The following is an 18,708-nucleotide window of genomic DNA, read 5'->3' as shown; positions in this document are numbered from 1 at the left end:
GCGTTTACTCGAACACCACGATTTCGGCCAAAACGCCTGCGTGATCCGAACCAAGCAGGCCCCGGGGCGTCGCACGGCCGCCCCCGGGCGCATAGACATGATCTATCGGCAACGGAACGCCCATCTTTCTGAACGTCGGAAACAGCGGTCCGGCGCGGGTCGTGCCGGTCACCTGCCCGGTGTGCCGCAAGGCGTGCGACCATGGCACCATGTTGAAATCGCCCGCGATCACCACCGGATCCTCCAACCCGCCCAGCAGCGGCAGGATGCGCTGCAACTGGCCCGCCTGCCCATGCGGCCAGGGCCAGAACCCATGCAGGCTGAAGGCCCAGAACGTACCCTCGGGCGATACGACCTGAATGCCCACAAGCCCCTGCCCTTCAACGCAAAGCTCTCCCTCGACCGGCCAGCGCGACAGGATCGCCACACGCGCCCAGTCGGTCAGCGCGCAACTTGCCTGATGCGGATAGTCCGCGCGCAGATCTTTCACCAACGCCGCGTTGCGGGACGTGAGTTCCTGCAATGCGACGAGATCGGGACCGGCATCGCGGATATCGGCCGCCAATGCGTCGGTCTGATCGTTCTGATAAAGCAGGTTCTTTTGGTATATCGTCACCGGCCCCGGCGGGTGCGAGACGTATTTCTGCGCCACGATATGCCCCATCGCAGCCAGGCAAAGCACCGCCACCGACCACCGTATCCAATAGGGCCAGGGCGACCAGATCGTCCAAAGCGCGAAGGCTATCGCGAGCGGCAGGCGGAAGGCCGCCAGACTGTCCCCGACGGGATGGGCGCTGCCAGCAAAGCTGGCGAAAAACGCCAGTGCCAGCGCCAGTGTGACACCCCACACCAACAGCCGCTTCACTCTCTTCATCCCGTGATGCTCCCGATACTTCGCTTGCGTCTCGCCTGCACAGACGACACTCTCACACTCAGCGATCCGCCCAGAATGACACCGAATTCCGGCCCAGAGGACCAAAAACCATGCCAACCGAACGCATCACCTTCTCCGGCCATTCCGGCGACACCCTGTCGGCGCGGCTCGACCTGCCCGACGGGCCGCATCAGGCCACCGCCCTTTTTGCGCATTGCTTTACCTGTTCCAAGGACAATCACGCCGCACGGCGGATCGCCGCACGGCTGGCATCGATGGGGATCGCGGTATTGCGGTTCGATTTTACCGGGTTGGGCCATTCGGAGGGTGACTTCACAGACACCACTTTCAGCTCGAACATCGAAGACCTCTATGCGGCGGCGAACTACCTGCGCGAACGCGATATGCCGCCATCCATGCTGATCGGCCATTCGCTTGGTGGCGCTGCCGTGTTGCGCGCAAAGGCGGGCATCGACGGGATCAAGGCGGTCGTGACCATCGCCGCGCCCTTCGACCCCGAGCATGTCACGCGCAATTTCGCGGACGCGCTTGACGACATCGAGACAGACGGACAGGCAGAGGTCGATCTGGGCGGACGCCCGTTCACGATTGGCAAGGCGTTTGTGCAGGACGTCAAGGCGCAGGCGCTGGCGCCGGCAATTCGAAATCTTGATGCCGCGCTTTTGGTGATGCACGCACCGCGCGACGCCGTGGTCGGCATCCAGAACGCCACCAACATCTTCGTCGCGGCAAAGCACCCCAAGAGCTTTGTCACGCTGGACGATGCGGACCACCTGATCAGCCGGCCCGACGACGCCGAATACGCTGCTGCGGTGATCGCGGCGTGGAGCGGTCGCTATCTCGATGTCGAGCCGCCCGCACCGCCGAAGGGTGCCCCCGAAGGTATCGTGCGCGTCTCAGAGGCCGATTCCGCCGGCTTTCTGCAAGACGTTCAGGCCGGACCGCATCACATGCTGGCCGACGAACCGGAGGCTTATGGCGGAACAAATCGCGGCCCATCGCCCTATGGATTTCTTGCCGTCGGATTGGGCGCCTGCACGTCGATGACGATCCGCATGTACGCGCGCCGCAAGGAATGGCCGCTTGAGCATGTGTCGGTCGATGTGACCCACGACAAGGTCCATGCGCAAGACGCCGACAGTTCCGAGAAGACCAAGATCGACCAGTTTCACCGGCGGATCACCCTGACCGGCGATCTGGACGATGACCAGCGCGCCCGGCTGCTTGAAATCGCGGATCGCTGTCCGGTCCACCGGACGCTGGAGGCCACCTCGCATGTGGTGACCGAACTGGTCTAGCATCGCGCCACGTTCATAATGGTGTTGAGCATTATGAATTTGCGTCACCACGCGCACTGTGTCAGGCAGGCGCAAACTCTGCGCGGATACATATGACATGAGCACTTCCCTCGAAACGCTGCTGGCCGAACGCGACTGGCTTCTGGCCGATGGCGCGACCGGCACCAACCTGTTCAACATGGGGTTGGAAAGCGGCGATCCGCCCGAGTTCTGGAACGAGACGCACACCGACAATATCCGCAAGCTCTATTCCGGCGCGGTGGACGCGGGCAGCGATCTGTTCCTGACCAACACGTTTGGCTCCAACGCCTCGCGTCTGGCGCTGCACAAGGCGGAAAAACGCGCGTTCGAACTGTCCCGCATCGGGGCAGAAATCGCCCGCGAGGTTTCCGATGCCGCAGGGCGCCCGGTTGTGGTTGCCGGATCGGTCGGGCCGACAGGCGATATCATGGAGCCGGTGGGCACCCGCTCGCACGCCAGCGCGGTCGAGATCTTTCACGAACAGGCCGAAGGGCTGAAAGCCGGCGGCGCGGATGTTCTCTGGGTCGAGACGATCAGCGCCCCGGAAGAATTCCGCGCGGCGGCAGAAGCGTTCGGACTGGCGAACATGCCGTGGTGCGGCACGATGAGTTTTGACACGGCGGGGCGCACGATGATGGGCGTCACCTCGTCTGGCATGGCAGAGCTGGTCGACAGCCTGCCCAACCCGCCGCTCGCGTTTGGCGCAAATTGCGGCACCGGCGCGTCGGACCTCTTGCGCACGGTGCTGGGCTTTTCCGCCTCGGGCACAAACCGCGCGATCATCGCCAAGGGCAATGCAGGCATCCCCAAGTATATCGACGGCCACATTCATTACGACGGAACGCCCGAATTGATGGCGCGCTATGCAATTCTGGCACGCAACGCCGGAGCGACGATCATTGGCGGATGCTGCGGCACCATGCCCGATCACCTGCGCGCCATGCGTGAGGCATTGGAGAGCACGCCCAAATCCGCCGCCCCGTCCCTGGACGAGATCGTTCAGGAGATCGGACCGTTCAGTTCGGAGTCAGATGGCACCGGAGATCAATCGGAGGCGCCAAAGCGTGAACGACGCGGCCGCAGGCGCGGCTGACAACGCCCGAGTTTTTGCTCACATCATCGCGCGCGCGTCCCGGCGAGGTCGGTCGCGCATCCGGTGATGTCGGATTTCACCAAGTGATCACATCCGAAAACCACGAATAGTTAGGTAAATCATGTCTGGCGGGGTTCGCCGACGGCTGGAGAGACAATCATGGCTGACGAAGACGACGACATCATCCTGTCCGAACTGAACGATGAGGAACTTGTCGAGCAGATGTTCGACGATCTCTACGATGGTCTCAAGGAAGAGATCGAAGAAGCGGTCAACATCCTTCTTGAACGCAAGTGGCAACCCTACGACATCCTGACCAAGGCACTTGTGGGCGGGATGACCATCGTCGGGCATGATTTCCGCGACGGCATCCTGTTCGTGCCGGAGGTGCTTCTGGCTGCCAACGCGATGAAGGGCGGGATGCATATCCTGAAGCCGCTTCTGGCCGAAACCGGCGCACCCAAGGTCGGCAAGATGGTGATCGGCACCGTCAAGGGCGATATCCATGACATCGGCAAGAACCTTGTGTCCATGATGATGGAAGGGGCCGGGTTCGAAGTTGTCGATCTGGGGATCAACAACCCGGTTGAAAGCTATCTTGACGCCATTCAGGCAGAAGAGGCGGATATTCTGGGGATGTCTGCCCTGCTGACCACGACGATGCCCTACATGAAGGTCGTCATCGACACGATGATCGAAAAAGGCATGCGCGACGACTATATCGTGCTTGTCGGCGGCGCGCCTCTCAACGAGGAATTCGGCAAGGCCATCGGTGCCGACGCCTATTGCCGCGATGCCGCCGTCGCTGTGGAAACCGCAAAGACCTTTGTGTCGCGCAAGCACAACCAACTGGCGGCGAACTGACCAAAAGGGCAACGGGCTGGAGGAACGGGGCCGCAAAGTTGCCTCGTTTCCAGACCGAGTTTCGTCAGATTCGCGTGTGAATTTCCTCGCGGAGCTGACACAAGGAAACGACCACATGCCCTTTTCCATCACGAGCAAACCGCTGGTCTTCGGCATTCTTGCGGTCAGTTTTGTGAATATTGCGCTGTTCGCGACCACGCGCGCGACTGTGGACTTGTCCGACATGCCCGAAATTGCACTGCAATTGGTCGGGTTCGCCCTGCTCTGGTTTGCGGCACACAGGTTCCGAGACGATCCCGGTTATCTGTTGCGCAGCACGCGCAACCTGTTCGAAGGCCTGTTCTTTCTGACGATGTTCGCCATCACAATGGCGACCCTCAACAATCTCAGCATGATGATCCCATTTCCGTTTCAGGATGACCTGCTGGCAGGCTGGGACGCAGCCCTCGGGTTGAACTGGCTGGCCTATTTCGAAGCCGTTCATTCCAGCCCGACAGCTATTTGGATCCTGGAATGGGCCTATAACGATCTGGCGCTTGCAGGTCTGGCCGTTTTCGCAGCGCTCGCGTTCTTTCGGGACGAGCGGCGCTTGCGCTATTACATGGAAATCTTCTTTTACACCGCGCTGATCACGATGATCGTTGGCGCATGTTTCCCGGCCTTGGCCGCCGTAGACCGCTATATCGTTAACCTGTCTGACTATCCGAATTTCCCGACACCGCCCGGAATCTATCACCTTTCCCACTTCGAAACCCTGCGCGGAGCGAGCGAGATCGTGATCAATCCCGTCGGCTTGCCCGGGCTGGTCACATTCCCGTCCTACCATACGGCGTCGGGGATCATGCTTTGCATCGGCGTCTTCAGAACATGGTTGTTCTGGCCGGTTCTGCTCTATTCGGCGGCAATGATCGCGTCATCGCCGGTCTTTGGCGGACATTACTTCATTGATCTTGTCGCCGGAGCGTCGCTGGCGTTCCTGGTGGCTTGGGTGAACGCGCGGCGGTCAATCTATGATGGCCTGTTCGCGCGTCGAGCGACGCGGACCGAAACTGCGGACCATGCTGCGGATGCCAATCTGCACACTGCCTGACGTGCGGATTTTCTACTGCGCAGATGATTTCGATGGACTTCCGCTGCCACGACCGACGGCGGATTTCCGACCACTCGGTCTGGCTAGGGGTTTTAATGATCGCCGATTGATCTTATCTTCTTTGTGAGTAGAGGAGATATTCATGCCAGTGACCACCTTTGTCTCGTTGATCTTTGCCGTGATCGCGACGTCCGGGCTGACCGTCTGGGCGATGGTCGAGTTCGGGGTGTTTCAGGTGCTTCCCTGGCTGATCGGCCTCGGGCTGGTGGCGCGCTGGGGTTTGAGCCATGTGCCGGGCGATGACGAGCCTGCCTGACGACTCTACGTTAACTCAAGACGGGATGGATGCGCGCAAGAACGGGCGCGTTCTGATCATCGCGTGCGGCGCGCTGGCGCGGGAAATCCTGGCACTGCGCGAGGCCAATGGCTGGCAGCATATCGATCTGACCTGCCTGCCTGCCATCTTGCACAATCACCCTGAAAAAATTGTCGATGCGGTGCGACGGGTCGTTGAGGCCAATCGTGCGGCGTATCGGACCATTCACGTGGCGTACGGCGATTGCGGCACAGGCGGGGGTTTGCAAGCTGCGTGCGATGCGATGGGCATCGAGATGATCGCCGGTCCTCACTGTTACAGCTTTTTCGAGGGCAACGACGCCTTCGCCGCGCGGGACGAATTCACTGCCTTCTATCTGACTGATTTTCTGGTCCGCCAGTTCGAGGCGTTTGTCTGGAAACCACTGGGATTGGACCGCCATCCCGAATTGCGCGACATGTATTTCGCCCATTACGACAAGCTGGTCTATCAGGCGCAGACCGACGATCCGGACTTGACCGAAACCGCGATGGAGTGCGCGCAACGGCTTGGGCTGGCCTTCGAGCGGCGCTTCACCGGGTATGGTGATCTTGATCGCCAGATGCAGGATTGGACCACGGCCCCTTAGTCTGCCGACGCCGTGAGAATGGCCGAGACGGGCACCATCGTGACGCTCGACGCCCGGTCCTGCAAACTCCAGAGCAGCAACGCCGATACGGTGTCGGGCGTATAGCGGCCCAGCATCACCGCAGCGCCATCCTGACGGGCGCGAAACGCCGCGCCGTCCAGAAAACGGCGCTTTGTGCGCGCGTCCTGACCGTCGCCATCGAAATCCCGCAACACGCTGACCGCAGGCACGTTTTCGCGCCGCGCAATTGCCTGAGCGGTGTTCAGCCCGTTGGGCATGAACACCAGGCCATGCCCGCTTTCCGCAGCAAAGCTGGTGGCTTGTTCGGTGTTCCCGCGCACGTCCTGAAGACTGCTGTCGGGTGCTTCGATCAGCGCCACTGATTCGGGCACAGCGGCGATGGATCCGGCAAGAATTTGCTCCACGTCAGTGGGCTGCGCCGCCAAGGGAAGATCGACGAGGGTGGCGACCTCGTAACCCAACGCCCGGTAGCCCGCCATACGCTCGGCGGCACCCGGCTGCCCCGGATCGAGCGCGAAAGTGACCGGAAACGGGAAATTGTCGAGCGTATCCGGCCCTAACGGGCCTGTGCCATCGTCAATCAACACGATCGCCATCCGCGGCAGGTCGGAGTCAGTGCCGACCGGAGCTGCGAAACGCTCAAGTGGTGGACGCGCATCCTCGTCCGAAGGCTGCACTTCTGTCACATCGGTCTCTGGATCGGTGCCGATGGTGGGAAGTCGGGTCGACGCACCACTGTCTCGCCCGGCGAACGCCCCCGCCGGTTTGCCAATCGAGGGGCGCGCCAAGGCTGCGGTGTCGGTTTCATCACCTTCCGGATCGGGTGTCGTGATGTCGGGCACCAAGCGCCGCACTTTGGGACGATCCTGAGCGATTTCGTCGTCGCCCGCGCTATCCGGCTCGTCGCCGACTTGGTTCGGCGCAGCATCTGGCTGTTGCGATGCGGTTTCCATGTCCGGCTCGGGCGCGGTTTCCGGCTCGGGATCCGGCGCGGCTTCCGTCACGGGTTCAGGTTCGAGCGGGCGCTCTAGCGTGGGAACTGCAGGAGCCGGGGGCTGCGCGGGTTCTGTGGAAATCGCCAGCCCAACCTCGGTATCGGGTGACGCGAGTGCCGGGCCTTGCGCGATGTCTGGCGAGCCTTCGGTGCTGGGCTGCGCCGGAGCGTCAGACACCGCCACCATTTCAGGAGATTGGAGGCTACCTGCTTCACTCGTAACTTCAGGCGCAGGTGTCGGCGCGGTGGCAACGTCTTGCGGCGCGGCGTCGTCGCCCTGCGAAGGAGTGTTCAGCGCGGGCGAGTCGGTGTCCGGTGCGACTGTCGTGACATCGGCGGGTCGGCGGCTCGGTTGCGACGATTCCACGATCGGCTGCGGCTCCGATGCGGTGGGCTGCGGGCGCTCGTCGGGAATGTCAGGCTCGCTTTGCGGGCTCTGCGCGGTCATCTCGCCTTCCGGGTTCTCCTCCGACACCTCGCTCGGCGGGCTTTCTGCGGTGGTCTCGCTTTGCAAGCCCTCCTCCGGGGTCTCAATCTCTGCGACGGTCTCTGGCGCGTCCGCGGTTTGCGTCCTGTCCGTCGGTTCCACCTCGGGTTCGGGCGCTGTCGTTTCGGAGCCCTCGGCGGGCACGATGACAATTTCGACCTCGGCCGGCGCGGTTTCGACAGCGGGCGCTTCGGCCACCGGATCGGCTACCGGTTGCGGCGGCACGTCACTCCTTGGTGACAAGATCGACGCGGTGGTCAAACCGACCACGGATACCACGGTGCCCCAGATGGCCCCTGACAAAAATCCTCTTGCCATGCTCACTGTCCTCGCCTTGCCGTCTCAAGCGTTCCGGCATCTCGGACGTGCCGGTTGACCCACCCGCGCCCTTGACGCGCCTTGGTCTGCCTGCGCATGTATACCGCGATTGCGCCCTGCCCCGCCAGCCCTGTCAAAGAAGAAACGCCCATGTTGCTGCTCATCGATAACTACGACAGTTTCACCTATAATCTTGTGCATTATCTGGGTGAACTGGACACGGACGTCAAAGTTGTGCGCAACGACGCGATAACGGTCGATGACGCGCTTGCACTCAATCCCGCCGGCATCCTTCTTTCCCCCGGCCCGTGCGATCCCGACAAGGCAGGCATTTGCCTTGCGCTGACACGAGCCGCAGGTGATGCGGGCATTCCGCTGCTGGGTGTGTGTCTGGGCCATCAGACACTGGGTCAGGCCTATGGCGGGCGGGTCGTGCGCCATAGCGAGATTGTACATGGCAAGATGGGAATGATGCATCACGACGGCAAAGGCGTGTTTGCAGGCCTGCCGACGCCGTTCAAGGCAACGCGATATCATTCGCTGGTGGTGGCACGGGACAGCATCCCCGACTGTCTGGAAGTGACCGCCTGGCTGGAAGACGGTACGGTCATGGGGCTGAGTCACCGCGACCTGCCGCTGCATGGCATCCAGTTCCATCCCGAATCCATCGCCTCCGAGCATGGCCATGCCCTGTTGCAGAATTTTGTGAACGAATTGAAGGTCCCCGCATGAGCGACGCGATGAAGCCCCTGATCTATGCCGCCTCCGAAGGACCGCTGAGCCGGTCGCAGGCCGAACAAGCCTTCGAACTTCTGTTCGACGGAGAGGCGACACAGGCCCAGATCGGCGGCCTGCTGATGGCGCTGCGCGCGCGCGGCGAATCCGTATCCGAATATGCCGCTGCCGCCGCCGTGATGCGCGCCAGATGTACACCCGTTACCGCGCCGGAGGGTGCGATGGACATCGTCGGCACTGGCGGCGACGGCAAAGGCACGCTCAACATCTCGACCGCGACCGCGTTCGTGGTGGCGGGTGCTGGGGTGCCTGTCGCCAAGCATGGCAATCGCAACCTCAGCTCGAAATCGGGCGCGGCGGATGCGCTGACAGAGATGGGGGTTAACGTCATGGTCGGCCCCGAGGTGGTGGAGCGCGCCCTCGCCGAGGCCGGAATCGGCTTTATGATGGCGCCGATGCATCACCCTGCAATGAAGCACGTCATGCCGGTGCGGCAGGAATTGGGGTGCAAGACCATCTTCAACATTCTGGGACCGCTCACCAATCCGGCAGGTGTCAAACGCCAATTGTCCGGCGCGTTTGCGATCGACCTGATCTTTCCGATGGCCGAGACGCTGCGGGAACTCGGGTCTGTCAAGGCGTGGCTGGTGCATGGCGGCGACGGAACGGACGAGATCTCGATCTCCGATCCGACGCAGGTCGCGGTTCTGGAAGACGGCAAGGTGCGTGGCCGCGAAGTGCACCCCGAGGATGCCGGCCTTCCGGTGCATCCGTTCCGCGACATCATGGGCGGCACGCCGGCCGACAACGCCAAGGCCTTTCGAGCCCTGCTGGACGGAGCCAAAGGCGCATATCGCGACGCCGTGCTGCTGAACGCGGCAGCGGCGCTGATCGTGGCGGACAAGGTGAGCGATCTGACAACCGGAGCCGAGATGGCGGCCGAAAGCATTGACAGCGGCGCGGCCAAAGCGCGGATCACGGCGCTCGCCAAGGCCACGCAAGCGGCGTGATCGCGGCCGCGAAAGAGGCCGCGCGCGCAATGCAGGCGTGGTGTGGTGGGGGCTCTGCCCCCTCGGCCTGCGGCCTCACCCCCGAGGTATTTTCGAACCAGAGAAGACGGGCCGCGTGATGCCGGAATTGACGCCGCCCGCCGCGTGGGCGCATTTGCCGTTTTTTCGCGATCGCCTGCCTGCGATCAACGCCGCGCTGGAATGCGAGGCTCGGACCATCTTGCCGCCTCGTCCACAGGTCTTTGCGGCGCTCGAGTCCTGTCCGCCGGACGATGTGCGTGTCGTCATTCTGGGGCAGGATCCCTATCCGACGCCCGGCCATGCGCATGGGCTGGCATTTTCGGTCGCACCTGATGTGCGCCCGTTGCCGCGCTCCTTGGGAAATGTCTTCAAGGAGTTGCAGGCCGATATCGGGGCTGCTCCACCGAATGGCGATCTGCGGTTCTGGGCCGATCAGGGCGTGCTGTTGCTGAACGACGTGCTGACCGTTCCGGCGCATGACGCACGCGGGCATCGCAAGCTTGGCTGGCAAGAATTGGTGCCAGAGGTGTTTGATGCGCTCTCGGACCGGCCGCGCGCTTTTATTCTATGGGGCAAGGATGCGCAGAGGCATGCAGATCGCCTTTGCGCCGATGCCCATCTCGTTTTGCAAAGCGCCCATCCCTCGCCCTTGTCGGCACGGCGCGGATTTTTCGGCTCGCGCCCCTTTTCCAGGGTAAACGCTTGGCTTAGAGATCAAGGACAGCCCCCGATCAACTGGACAAGCCCATGAGTGCCACCATTCTTGACAAGATCAAAGCCTACAAGCTCGAGGAGATCGCCGCCGATAAGGCGCGCGTCCCCTTGGCCGAGGTCGAGGCCGCGGCAAGCGCCGCCCCGGAGGTGCGAGGGTTTGCGACCGCCTTGCGCCATGCGCAGACAAGCGGCTACGGCCTGATCGCGGAGATCAAGAAAGCCTCGCCGTCCAAGGGATTGATCCGGGCGGATTTCGATCCCGGAGCGCTGGCCAAGGCCTATGAAGACGGCGGCGCGACCTGTTTGTCGGTGCTCACCGACACGCCCAGTTTCCAAGGCGCGAAGGACTATCTTGTCGCCGCGCGCCGTGCGACCGGCCTGCCGGTGTTGCGCAAGGATTTCATGTACGACACCTATCAGGTCGCCGAAGCGCGCAGCCTGGGCGCCGATTGTATCCTCATCATCCTGGCGAGCGTCAGCGACGCGCAAGCCAAGGATCTGGAGGCGGCGGCTTTCGCATGGGGAATGGACGCGCTGATCGAAGTGCATGACCGCGCCGAACTCGATCGCGCGCTTGCTCTGACATCGCCGTTGATCGGCATAAACAACCGCAATCTCAATACGTTCGAGACCTCTCTTGAGACGACGCGCGAACTTTCGGCGCATGTCCCGAACGACCGGATGCTGATCTCGGAATCCGGATTGTTCACTCCCGCCGATCTTGCCGACATGGCGTCCTGCGGCGCGCGCAGCTTCCTGATCGGCGAAAGCCTGATGCGCCAGTCCGACGTCGCCCGCGCGACACGCGCGCTTCTGGTAGATCCGGTGGCGGCATGAGCGGCGGGCTGACCCATTTCGATGCCAAGGGCGACGCCCATATGGTGGACGTGTCCGACAAGGCCGTCACCGCCCGCATCGCGGTGGCCGAGGGCTATGTCCGGATGGCGCAAGAGACGTTCGACATCATCACCGAGGGCCGAGCGAAAAAGGGAGATGTGATTGGCGTGGCGCGACTCGCGGGGATCATGGGGGCGAAGAAAACCCCCGATCTGATCCCGCTGTGCCATCCGCTCCCGGTGACGAAGGTGTCGGTCGAACTGACACCGGCGCCCGATTTGCCCGGCCTTCGGATCGAGGCGACGGTCAAGACCACGGGTCAGACCGGGGTCGAGATGGAGGCGCTCACCGCAGTATCGACCGCCGCGCTGACGGTTTTCGACATGGCGAAAGCCGTCGATAAAGGCATGGAGATCACCGGCATTCGCGTGATGCTCAAGGACGGCGGCAAGTCCGGACGGTTCGAGGCGGCATGATTTCCGTCTCCGAGGCGCTCGACCAGTTGTTTGCGCTCACCACCGCGTTGGAGCCGGAAACGGTGCCGCTGCTGCAGGCGCACGGGCGGGTTTTGGCCTCGGATGTCGCGGCAACCCGCGATCAGCCGCCCTTTGATGGCTCGGCGATGGATGGCTATGCGGTCACGCAGGCCAGCCCCGGTTTGCGCCTGCGCGTGATCGGAGAGGCCGCCGCGGGGCATCGGTTTGATGGCAGCGTGGGCGATGGCGACGCGGTGCGCATTTTCACCGGCGCGCCTGTGCCCGCAGGTGCGCAGCGCGTTGTTATACAGGAAGATGTCGAGCGCGACGGCGACTGGATCACCCTGCGCGAGACGCTGGATGCCAGTTCCCATATCCGGCCCGCAGGCGGCGATTTCCGCGTTGGCGATACAGTGTCGGCCGGGCGATTGATCGGCCCGAATGACATTGCGCTGATGGCGGCGATGAACATTGCGCTAGTGCCGGTGACGCGCCGCCCCGTGGTTGCGCTCATCTCGACGGGCGACGAGTTGGTCATGCCCGGCGAGTCTCCCGGCCCCGACCAGATCATCGCGTCAAACACCCTCGGGCTGCATGCGCTGATGCGCGATCTCTGCGCAGAGCCGCGCTTGCTGCCGATTGCGCGCGACAATGAAGCATCGCTGAATACGGCGTTCGATCTTGCCCGGGGGGCCGACCTGATCGTGACCATCGGCGGTGCGTCGGTTGGCGACCATGACGTCGTGGCCAATCTGGCCCCGCAACTCGGATTCGAGCAGTCGTTCTACAAGGTCGCGATGCGGCCCGGAAAGCCTTTGATGGCCGGGCGTTTCGGCACGGCGATGATGATCGGCCTGCCTGGCAATCCGGTGTCGGCGATGGTGTGCGGTCATGTGTTTCTGGCGCCGGTGATCCGCGCAATGCTGGGCTTGAGCGCACGGCCAGCACCGCGTCTGACGGCGCCCCTGGCCAAGCCCCTGCCCGCCAACGGGTCACGCGAACACTACATGCGCGCGCGACTGACCGATGGCGCGCTGCTGGCCTTCGGCTCGCAGGACAGCTCCCTGCTCGGCATCCTCAGCGACGCCGATGCGCTGATCGTACGCCCGCCAGATGATGGGGCGCGGGACGTGGGTGATACGGTCGATTACATCGTCATTCGTTAAATATTTACCTTTCTCCGCAAGTGTTCCGGTGATGATTGACACAAAACATGAACATCCATAGAACAAAGGGTGAGGATCACCCGAGCGGAGGCGGAACATGCTGACAAAAAAACAACTGGACCTGCTGGATTTCATCAACAGGCGCGTTTTGCGCGACGGTGTGCCGCCGAGCTTCGATGAAATGAAGGAAGCGCTGGATTTGCGCTCCAAGTCGGGCATTCACCGGTTGATTACCGCGCTGGAAGAACGCGGGTTCATTCGCCGACTGGCGCATCGCGCGCGCGCCATCGAAATCGTGAAACTGCCCGACTCTCTTGCCAACAAGCAAGCGGGCTTTAGCCCACGTGTCATCGACGGCGATGTGCCGGACGGGCCGACCCCGTCCAACGCGGTTTCTGTCGAGGCGGTGCAGTCTGTCAATCTTGCCCTGATGGGGCGGATCGCCGCCGGTGTGCCGATTGAGTCGATCAATGACGTGCCGCCCGCCGTGGCTGTTCCCGGCGCCATGCTCAGCGGCAATGGCAAGCACTATGCTCTTGAGGTCAAAGGCGATTCCATGATCGACGCCGGGATCAATGATGGCGATGTGGTTGTCATCCGCGAAACATCGTCGGCTGATAATGGCGATATCGTCGTGGCGCAGGTTGATGGCTACGAAGCCACCCTGAAGCGGTACAAACGGGCCGGTGACAGTATTGTTCTGGAAGCCGCGAACCCGGCTTATGAACCACGCATCCTGCCAGTTGGAAATGTCACGGTCCAGGGACGCTTGGTGGGGCTGATCCGCACCTATTAAGGGGCGCGCAGCGTTCTGTCGTTCCAAAGGCGCGCGCCGGATCGGTCGCGCGCCGTTTCTATGCTCAGCGTTCCGTCGCTGTGCCGTCTGATGGCAAGAGCGTCGAATGGTTTGAACCGCTTACTGTCGATCACTTCGCAGCCTGACACATCGGCACCCTTACGAAGATCGGCGCTGGCGACAATCAACTCCCCCGCCTTGCATCCCTTGAACGCGGCGGCGGCGCGTTTGCCGTGGATGTGTCGAATTGCAGGATCGCCGTGTTCCACCCAAAACGCGGCGGATTGCTCCTGATCCAGCCCGTGTCCGTCATTTTCCAGCCAAACGCTCGCAACGAAACCAGACCCTTTGGGCCGGGATAACGCACGTCCGTTCTCGGTCATGACTCCGACCAGAGTTCCCCCTTCGGCGACAAGGATATCGGGCCGCTCTGCTGTGATCCAAAGCGCTGTGGCCAGGGCAAGTGGTGCGACGCCCAACAAGCGCAATCGGCCCTGCCAGATGATCAAAACCAAAAATCCGAGCGCGGTCAGCGGCAGCACCGCAGGCTGTGGCGTCATGACCGGGCGCACCGAGCCCTCCCACAGCGCCACGCGTTCTGCGACGGCCAGAATCCAGTCAAGCCCCAGTTCCATCACTCTCAGGCCCAGCATCTCCAAGCCGATGGGCATCAGCAAAAGCCCCAGAACTGCTGACGGAATCACCAAAATTCCCATCAGCGGGACAGTGGCGAGGTTGGCGAGCAACCCGTATTGCGCGATCTGGTTGAAATGTGCCATCGCGACCGGTGCCGTGGCCGCACCTGCCACGGCGGACGACAGCACCACCGAAACGACGCCGTTGAGGACACGATGGCGCGGCAGGTTGCCCGGCCCGTCCCGGATCGCGCCGAACACCGCGACAAGTGCTGTCGTCGCGGCAAACGACATCTGGAAGCCCGGTCCCAGCAACGCTTCGGGGCGCAACAACAGCACGATCACCGCCGCCAGTGCCACCGCGCGCAACGATATCGCGCGCCGGTCGCTGATCACCGCCAGCAACATGACCGCAACCATGACGAAGGCCCGCTCGGTCGCGACATTGCCGCCGGACAGCGCGAGATAGACGGCCGCTACGGCCAACGCGCCCGCAGCGGCGATTTTCTTGATCGGCCAAAGCTGGCCAATCGGAGTCAACAACAACCCCAACCGCAAGGTTGCGAACACAAACGCGCTGACCAGCCCCATGTGCAGGCCGGAGATCGCCAGAAGATGCGCGAGATTGGTGTCGCGCAGGGCTTGCATCACGTCCTGTGGAATGGAACTGCGGTCTCCGGTGATGATGGCCGCAGCGAACGCGCCGGTCGCGCCGGGCAGTGCCGCCTGCACCCGCGCCGAAAGCGCCATGCGCATGCGGAACACCCATTGGCCCTTCGCGGCGTCTTCCCACAAAACGACGGGCACGCGTGTGTAGCCCACAGCACCAAGGCGCAGGAACCACGCATGGCGGCGGAAGTCGAACCCGCCGGGCTCAACCGCACCGCCGGGCGGGCCAAGATGCGCCGTTGTCATAACGATCATGCCCGGTTCGGGGATCAGGCCCGGGGTTGTGCCATGCAGAGACAACCGCACCCGCACTGGCGTTTTGCGGGGCGCGACATTGGTCAGCCAGACCCGGTCGAGGGTGATCCGAAGCGCGTCGGATGCGGATCTGTCGATCGCGACCACCCTGCCCGTTACCGGCCCGTAATAGCGCCAGTCGAGCACCGGCCCGGCAACGACATGCGCGCGCGCTCCTGCCAGCGCGGCCCCGAGCGCAATCAGGGCCATCGCGCAGAGCAGTGGTGCGAACACCGCATGAGAGCGCAGATAGAAGACCAAAAGCACAAGCCCGGTAGCGCCACAGAGGAGCAGCGCCCAGACTGGCGGCTCGAATCGGATCGAGAAATAAAGTCCGATTCCGATCGCCAGAAACACCGGCACAAAGGGAAACAGCCCGCCGCGTTGCGCGAGAAGGATATCGGCCAACCCGGACCAGACCCGCGCCATGCTTGCCCCCGTTCAAGGTGCTGTTTACAGAGGCCGCAGAATACCTCCCTTATCGTGAATGAAAGGTAAACGCACGCATGGCCCGCCAGATCGTCACCCGTTTCGCCCCCTCGCCCACCGGCTATTTGCATATCGGCGGCGCACGCACGGCGCTGTTCAACTGGCTTTACGCACGTGGGCGCGGCGGCAAGTTCCTGCTGCGCATCGAAGACACCGATCTCGCCCGTTCGACCCCTGAGGCAACCGAGGCGATTCTCAAGGGGATGGCGTGGCTCGGGCTGAACCATGACGGCGATGTGGTCAGCCAGGCGTCGCGCGTCGAGCGCCACGCCGAGGTGGCGCATGAATTGCTCGCCAAAGGTGCTGCGTATAAGTGTTTCTCGACACAGGATGAGATCGAGGCGTTCCGCGAAGCCGCGCGCGCCGAAGGCCGCTCGACCCTGTTTCAAAGCCCCTGGCGCGACGCTGATCCGGGCACGCACCCTGATGCGCCCTATGCCATTCGTCTCAAGACGGCGCAGGACGGGGCGACAGTGATCCACGATCAGGTTCAGGGCGACGTCACCATTCGCAACGATCAGCTTGATGACATGGTGCTTTTGCGCTCCGACGGCACACCGGTCTACATGCTGGCCGTGGTGGTGGATGACCATGATATGGGCGTCACCCACGTGATCCGCGGCGACGATCACCTCAACAACGCGGCGCGCCAGATGGGCATTTACAGCGCGATGGGCTGGGAGATCCCGGTCTGGGCGCATATTCCGCTGATCCACGGCTCTGACGGAAAGAAACTCTCCAAACGCCACGGCGCGTTGGGGGTCGAAGAGTATCAGGCGATGGGCTATTCGGCGGCGGGAATGCGAAATTACCTTGCGCGTCTGGGATGGAGCCACGGCGATGACGAATTCTTTACCGATGCTCAGGCACAAGAGTGGTTCGACTTGAAGGGAATCGGAAAATCGCCCGCGCGGTTCGATTTCAAGAAACTGGAGAATCTGAGTGGTCAACATATCGCCGTGTCCGACGATGCTGCCTTGCGGCATGAGTTGCAGGAATATCTTGTCGCCGCCGGGCTGCCTGCCCTGACGGAAGCGCAGGCCGACGGGATCGAGCGTGCGATGTATTGCCTCAAGGACCGGGCACGCACCTTTCCGGAACTGATTGAAAAGGCGCATTTTATTTTGGCGGAACGGCCAATTTTGCCGGATGAGAAGGCCGCCAAGCAGCTCGACACGGTATCCCGTGGTATACTGGGATCGTTGACGCCGCAGTTGCAAAATGCTAGCTGGACACGCGACGAGCTTGAAGCCGTCACATCCCGATTTGCAGATCAGCACGGGACAAAATTCGGCAAGCTGGCTGGCCCGATGCGGGCGGCTCTTGCGGGCCGGGCCGTGACGCCGAGTGTCTTCGATATGATGCTGATTCTGGGACGCGACGAAACCATCGCGCGACTGACGGAAGCGGCGGCCAGGGACGACGACTGACACCGCAGACGGTGCGTTCACCTTGGGATTGAATAGCTGGCTTTGAACCTCCGTTCAAAGCAATGAGACGAAGGGACCACGTATGTCAGACACCTCCAAATCTGCGACATTGACCATTGATGGCGAAAGCTATGAACTGCCGATCTACACGCCCACCTGTGGGCCGGACGTGATCGACATCCGTAAACTTTACGGACAAGCCGGTGTGTTCACCTATGATCCCGGCTTCACGTCGACGGCAAGCTGCGACAGCACCATCACCTTTATCGACGGCGACAAGGGTGAATTGCTGCATCGCGGCTACCCGATCGAACAGCTGGCCGAAAAGTCGCACTATCTCGAGGTGTGTTACCTGCTGCTTTACGGAGATTTGCCGTCAGCCGCCGATCTGGAAGAATTCGAGGCCACGATCACGCGACACACGATGATTCACGAACAGATGCACAACTTCTTCCGCGGCTTCCGGCGCGATGCGCATCCGATGGCGACGATGGTCGGTGTGGTTGGCGCGATGTCGGCCTTTTACCACGACAGCACCGATCCCAACGACGAGCGCCAGCGCGAGATCGCGTCGCACCGCCTGGTTGCCAAGATGCCGACGATTGCCGCGATGGCTTACAAATACTCCATCGGCCAGCCGTTCGTGTATCCGCGCAACGATCTCGATTACGCGGCCAACTTCCTGCATATGTGCTTTGCCGTCCCGGCAGAGGAATATGAGGTCGATCCGATCATCTCGCGCGCGATGGACCGCATCTTTACCCTGCACGCCGATCACGAACAGAACGCCTCGACCTCGACGGTGCGTCTGGCGTCGTCGTCAGGTGCAAATCCGTTCGCCTGCATTGCAGCCGGGATTGCGTGTCTTTGGGGCCCCGCACATGGCGGCGCAAACCAGGCCTGCCTTGAGATGCTCAAGGAAATCGGCTCGCCCGAGAACATCCCCGACTATATCGCCCGCGCCAAGGACAAGAACGATCCGTTCCGCCTGATGGGCTTCGGGCACCGCGTCTACAAGAACTTCGATCCCCGCGCGACGGTGATGAAAAAGTCGGCGGACGAGGTTCTGGATCTTTTGGGTGTGGAAAACAACCCGATCCTGGCGACTGCGAAAGCGCTTGAAAAAGCGGCGCTCGAAGATCCGTATTTCACCGAGAAAAAGCTGTTCCCGAATGTGGATTTCTATTCGGGTATCATCCTCGAAGCGATCGGCTTTCCGACGTCGATGTTCACACCGATTTTTGCGCTGAGCCGTACGGTTGGCTGGATTTCGCAGTGGAAAGAGCAGCTTGCCGATCCGCAGATGAAAATCGGCCGGCCACGTCAGCTCTATCAGGGCAGCGGTCTGCGCGATTACGTCGATATCGAAAATCGCTGATAGATACTTTCAAAAGGCCACCTTCGGGTGGCC

At 62.3% G+C, this 18,708-nt stretch carries 18 protein-coding genes; 15 read left to right on the top strand and 3 right to left on the bottom strand.

All coding sequences use genetic code 11. From position 1 onward, the window contains the following. Nucleotides 1-4 precede the first annotated feature (4 nt). On the bottom strand, nucleotides 5-874 hold the full coding sequence (locus ACGKZZ_RS12040; protein WP_411223815.1) for an endonuclease/exonuclease/phosphatase family protein: 870 nt from the start codon (nucleotides 872-874) through the stop codon (nucleotides 5-7). A gap of 110 nt (nucleotides 875-984) precedes the next feature. On the opposite strand from ACGKZZ_RS12040, the gene ACGKZZ_RS12035 reads away from it, so the two are divergent. From ACGKZZ_RS12035 to ACGKZZ_RS12010, 6 genes are all read left to right on the top strand, one after another. Then, on the top strand, nucleotides 985-2,193 hold the full coding sequence (locus tag ACGKZZ_RS12035) for an alpha/beta fold hydrolase (RefSeq protein WP_411223814.1): 1,209 nt from the start codon (nucleotides 985-987) through the stop codon (nucleotides 2,191-2,193). A gap of 97 nt (nucleotides 2,194-2,290) precedes the next feature. Continuing rightward, entirely contained in the window at nucleotides 2,291-3,307 is a 1,017-nt protein-coding gene (bmt, locus tag ACGKZZ_RS12030; RefSeq protein ID WP_411223813.1) for a betaine--homocysteine S-methyltransferase, read from the top strand. Between the two features lie 159 nt (nucleotides 3,308-3,466). Next, nucleotides 3,467-4,171 (top strand): corrinoid protein, encoded by a 705-nt coding sequence (locus ACGKZZ_RS12025; RefSeq protein WP_411223812.1) that lies wholly within the window; start codon nucleotides 3,467-3,469, stop codon nucleotides 4,169-4,171. A 115-nt stretch (nucleotides 4,172-4,286) separates the two neighbouring features. Beyond that, complete coding sequence (locus ACGKZZ_RS12020) at nucleotides 4,287-5,261, top strand: phosphatase PAP2 family protein (protein WP_411223811.1); 975 nt, start codon at nucleotides 4,287-4,289, stop codon at nucleotides 5,259-5,261. 142 nt (nucleotides 5,262-5,403) lie between these two features. Next, a complete protein-coding gene (locus ACGKZZ_RS12015; protein ID WP_411223810.1) occupies nucleotides 5,404-5,577 on the top strand; it encodes a hypothetical protein in 174 nt (57 codons plus the stop codon). Further along, nucleotides 5,561-6,205: a DUF1638 domain-containing protein gene (locus tag ACGKZZ_RS12010; protein WP_411223809.1), complete on the top strand. Its 645-nt coding sequence runs from the start codon at nucleotides 5,561-5,563 to the stop codon at nucleotides 6,203-6,205. The genes ACGKZZ_RS12015 and ACGKZZ_RS12010 overlap by 17 nt, the downstream gene beginning before the upstream one ends. On the opposite strand, the gene ACGKZZ_RS12005 is transcribed toward ACGKZZ_RS12010, so the two are convergent. Beyond that, a complete protein-coding gene (locus ACGKZZ_RS12005) occupies nucleotides 6,202-8,025 on the bottom strand; it encodes a divergent polysaccharide deacetylase family protein (protein ID WP_411223808.1) in 1,824 nt (607 codons plus the stop codon). The two genes, ACGKZZ_RS12010 and ACGKZZ_RS12005, sit on opposite strands and share 4 nt — an antisense overlap. Nucleotides 8,026-8,175: 150 nt before the next feature. On the opposite strand from ACGKZZ_RS12005, the gene ACGKZZ_RS12000 reads away from it, so the two are divergent. From ACGKZZ_RS12000 to lexA, 7 genes are all read left to right on the top strand, one after another. Further along, nucleotides 8,176-8,757 carry an anthranilate synthase component II gene (locus ACGKZZ_RS12000; RefSeq protein ID WP_411223807.1) on the top strand — a complete coding sequence of 194 codons (582 nt, stop codon included), beginning with the start codon at nucleotides 8,176-8,178 and terminating at the stop codon, nucleotides 8,755-8,757. Continuing rightward, nucleotides 8,754-9,770, top strand: a complete 1,017-nt coding sequence (trpD, locus tag ACGKZZ_RS11995; protein ID WP_411223806.1) for an anthranilate phosphoribosyltransferase — start codon at nucleotides 8,754-8,756, stop codon at nucleotides 9,768-9,770. Before ACGKZZ_RS12000 ends, trpD begins: the two co-directional genes overlap by 4 nt. 118 nt (nucleotides 9,771-9,888) lie before the next feature. Then, entirely contained in the window at nucleotides 9,889-10,542 is a 654-nt protein-coding gene (locus ACGKZZ_RS11990) for a uracil-DNA glycosylase (RefSeq protein WP_411223805.1), read from the top strand. Further along, entirely contained in the window at nucleotides 10,539-11,342 is an 804-nt protein-coding gene (gene trpC, locus ACGKZZ_RS11985; protein WP_411223804.1) for an indole-3-glycerol phosphate synthase TrpC, read from the top strand. Before ACGKZZ_RS11990 ends, trpC begins: the two co-directional genes overlap by 4 nt. Beyond that, nucleotides 11,339-11,818, top strand: a complete 480-nt coding sequence (gene moaC, locus ACGKZZ_RS11980) for a cyclic pyranopterin monophosphate synthase MoaC (RefSeq protein ID WP_411223803.1) — start codon at nucleotides 11,339-11,341, stop codon at nucleotides 11,816-11,818. Before trpC ends, moaC begins: the two co-directional genes overlap by 4 nt. Then, on the top strand, nucleotides 11,815-12,984 hold the full coding sequence (gene glp, locus ACGKZZ_RS11975) for a gephyrin-like molybdotransferase Glp (protein WP_411223802.1): 1,170 nt from the start codon (nucleotides 11,815-11,817) through the stop codon (nucleotides 12,982-12,984). The genes moaC and glp overlap by 4 nt, the downstream gene beginning before the upstream one ends. Nucleotides 12,985-13,081: 97 nt before the next feature. Further along, nucleotides 13,082-13,780 carry a transcriptional repressor LexA gene (gene lexA / locus ACGKZZ_RS11970; protein WP_411223801.1) on the top strand — a complete coding sequence of 233 codons (699 nt, stop codon included), beginning with the start codon at nucleotides 13,082-13,084 and terminating at the stop codon, nucleotides 13,778-13,780. Here lexA and ACGKZZ_RS11965 read toward each other — a convergent pair. Continuing rightward, the gene (locus ACGKZZ_RS11965; RefSeq protein WP_411223800.1) at nucleotides 13,777-15,807 is read right to left on the bottom strand and encodes a ComEC/Rec2 family competence protein; all 2,031 of its coding nucleotides are present in this window, start codon (nucleotides 15,805-15,807) and stop codon (nucleotides 13,777-13,779) included. The two genes, lexA and ACGKZZ_RS11965, sit on opposite strands and share 4 nt — an antisense overlap. A 77-nt stretch (nucleotides 15,808-15,884) precedes the next feature. Here ACGKZZ_RS11965 and gltX point away from each other — a divergent pair, with 77 nt between their 5' ends. Then, nucleotides 15,885-17,297, top strand: coding sequence for a glutamate--tRNA ligase (gltX, locus tag ACGKZZ_RS11960; RefSeq protein ID WP_411223799.1), 1,413 nt, complete (start codon nucleotides 15,885-15,887; stop codon nucleotides 17,295-17,297). Between the two features lie 82 nt (nucleotides 17,298-17,379). Continuing rightward, on the top strand, nucleotides 17,380-18,675 hold the full coding sequence (locus ACGKZZ_RS11955) for a citrate synthase (RefSeq protein ID WP_411223798.1): 1,296 nt from the start codon (nucleotides 17,380-17,382) through the stop codon (nucleotides 18,673-18,675). Nucleotides 18,676-18,708 lie beyond the last annotated feature (33 nt).

The organism is Marivita sp. S2033 (genome assembly GCF_046592965.1).
Taxonomy (GTDB): Bacteria; Pseudomonadota; Alphaproteobacteria; order Rhodobacterales; family Rhodobacteraceae; genus Marivita.
The sequence above is the reverse complement of the archived record's forward strand: the minus strand, read 5'-3'. Positions and strand labels throughout refer to the sequence as shown.

Bases quoted from the DNA above. Each gene is read 5' to 3' on its own strand.
- ACGKZZ_RS12040 (WP_411223815.1), bottom strand. From the start codon at position 874: ATGAAGAGAGTGAAGCGGCTGTTGGTGTGGGGTGTCACACTGGCGCTG.
- ACGKZZ_RS12035 (WP_411223814.1), top strand. From the start codon at position 985: ATGCCAACCGAACGCATCACCTTCTCCGGCCATTCCGGCGACACCCTG.
- bmt (WP_411223813.1), top strand. From the start codon at position 2,291: ATGAGCACTTCCCTCGAAACGCTGCTGGCCGAACGCGACTGGCTTCTG.
- ACGKZZ_RS12025 (WP_411223812.1), top strand. From the start codon at position 3,467: ATGGCTGACGAAGACGACGACATCATCCTGTCCGAACTGAACGATGAG.
- ACGKZZ_RS12020 (WP_411223811.1), top strand. From the start codon at position 4,287: ATGCCCTTTTCCATCACGAGCAAACCGCTGGTCTTCGGCATTCTTGCG.
- ACGKZZ_RS12015 (WP_411223810.1), top strand. From the start codon at position 5,404: ATGCCAGTGACCACCTTTGTCTCGTTGATCTTTGCCGTGATCGCGACG.
- ACGKZZ_RS12010 (WP_411223809.1), top strand. From the start codon at position 5,561: ATGACGAGCCTGCCTGACGACTCTACGTTAACTCAAGACGGGATGGAT.
- ACGKZZ_RS12005 (WP_411223808.1), bottom strand. From the start codon at position 8,025: ATGGCAAGAGGATTTTTGTCAGGGGCCATCTGGGGCACCGTGGTATCC.
- ACGKZZ_RS12000 (WP_411223807.1), top strand. From the start codon at position 8,176: ATGTTGCTGCTCATCGATAACTACGACAGTTTCACCTATAATCTTGTG.
- trpD (WP_411223806.1), top strand. From the start codon at position 8,754: ATGAGCGACGCGATGAAGCCCCTGATCTATGCCGCCTCCGAAGGACCG.
- ACGKZZ_RS11990 (WP_411223805.1), top strand. From the start codon at position 9,889: ATGCCGGAATTGACGCCGCCCGCCGCGTGGGCGCATTTGCCGTTTTTT.
- trpC (WP_411223804.1), top strand. From the start codon at position 10,539: ATGAGTGCCACCATTCTTGACAAGATCAAAGCCTACAAGCTCGAGGAG.
- moaC (WP_411223803.1), top strand. From the start codon at position 11,339: ATGAGCGGCGGGCTGACCCATTTCGATGCCAAGGGCGACGCCCATATG.
- glp (WP_411223802.1), top strand. From the start codon at position 11,815: ATGATTTCCGTCTCCGAGGCGCTCGACCAGTTGTTTGCGCTCACCACC.
- lexA (WP_411223801.1), top strand. From the start codon at position 13,082: ATGCTGACAAAAAAACAACTGGACCTGCTGGATTTCATCAACAGGCGC.
- ACGKZZ_RS11965 (WP_411223800.1), bottom strand. From the start codon at position 15,807: ATGGCGCGGGTCTGGTCCGGGTTGGCCGATATCCTTCTCGCGCAACGC.
- gltX (WP_411223799.1), top strand. From the start codon at position 15,885: ATGGCCCGCCAGATCGTCACCCGTTTCGCCCCCTCGCCCACCGGCTAT.
- ACGKZZ_RS11955 (WP_411223798.1), top strand. From the start codon at position 17,380: ATGTCAGACACCTCCAAATCTGCGACATTGACCATTGATGGCGAAAGC.